Origin of the sequence: Bariatricus sp. HCP28S3_A4, assembly GCF_052066395.1 — a bacterium.
Taxonomy (GTDB): Bacteria; Bacillota; Clostridia; order Lachnospirales; family Lachnospiraceae; genus Allocoprococcus.
In genome coordinates, this window is sequence record NZ_JBQHSE010000084.1 from 1 (window position 1) to 1,417 (window position 1,417).

Below are 1,417 nucleotides of genomic sequence, written 5' to 3' on the forward strand. Positions count from 1 at the left end.
TGTTGTGGTCAAGCTTTTTTGTAACATTTGTGGCTAAAAAATTCATTGGATTGTTGCTTGGATAATACCGAAGTTTCCAGTGTATGTAAAGGATGCTTCGCACCGCCTTTGGCGGCCTTGTCCTTGACATACACTGAAAGCTTCAGGTGAAAAGCAATCAAACAATCCAATCGGGCATTGTATCGCATTAAGCGATTCTAGCCTGATAGGGTGTTAAATAACCATTGAAGCTGTGAGGTCGTACATGATTGTATTCAACATATGCAAACTCCTCTACAGCCTGATACAAAGCTTCCTCGGTATCATATTCGTAAAGATAAATGAGTTCACTTTTCAAGGTGTTGAAATATCTCTCCATTGGTGCATTATCATACGGATATCCGGCCTTACTCATACTCTGGGTCACATGAACCGATTCGCAAAACTCTACGAATGCTTTAGAAGTAAATTGCGACCCTTGATCCGAGTGTAGGATTAATTCTCCTTTAATTGCCGGCTGCGATTCCAGTGCCTTCTGCAAGGTACGGATAGCAAGATCACTTGTGATATGCCGGTCTGTTATGCTGGCAATAACGCTTCGATCATGCAGATCTATGATTGTACAGTTGTACCGTACATCATGGTTCTCCAAAAACAAGTAGGTAAAATCGGTACACCATTTTTGATTGATTTTATCTGCAGTAAAGTTCTGCTGTATTTTGTTTTCGAATACTTTATGCGGTTTACCATGCTTATATTCCGGCTTCTTCGGACGAACGATAGATTTCAACCCAAGTATTGAATTCATATACTTGTGAACAGTTGTTGTGCTATACGAGAAACCTTCACGTTCTAAGTATACCTGCATGCTGCGGTATCCATCTACACCATGGTGTTTGTGATAAAGTTCTGTGATTTTTGACAAAGTCTTCTCTCGATGGGCATAGTAATCTGCCTTCCGGTGTTTTCGGTAGTTATAATAAGCATTTGGACAGATATCATAGTGCCGCAGGAGCCAACGTAAGCCAAATTCATTATGATGTTGTTCGATAAATCGATAAGCCTCTAATCGATTTCCTTCGCAAAGAATGCCGCTGCTTTTTTTAAGAAGAGATTTTCTTTTTTTGCCTCTTCCAGTTCTTTTCGTAACCTAAGATTCTCTTTCATAAGTTCCATTTCGTTTGGAGTATCTGGATTTGAGAGGGCTTTCTCTTGGCATTCTTCGCTAAATTCTCTACACCACTTGGAGATGCTGGCTTTGGATACGCCATATTCCGCGGTGATGCTTTTGTAGGTGCGTCCTTCTTCCTCATGAAGACGGACAATCTTTCTTCTAAATTCTGGAGTGTAAGTTTGTGGCATAATAATTCCTTCTTTCTTTGATAGATTGATTATATCTTATTAGCCACTACTGTTACAACGTTAGTATAGCACTTCA

At 39.9% G+C, this 1,417-nt stretch carries 1 protein-coding gene; it reads right to left on the reverse strand.

Going from position 1 to position 1,417, the window contains the following annotated elements:
- Nucleotides 1-187: 187 nt before the first annotated feature.
- A protein-coding gene (locus ACTNBF_RS16435) for an IS3 family transposase (protein ID WP_441089700.1) occupies nucleotides 188-1,341 on the reverse strand; the annotation gives its coding sequence in 2 pieces (ribosomal slippage) (nucleotides 188-1,092 and nucleotides 1,092-1,341; 1,155 coding nt in all).
- Between the last annotated feature and the right edge of the window lie 76 nt (nucleotides 1,342-1,417).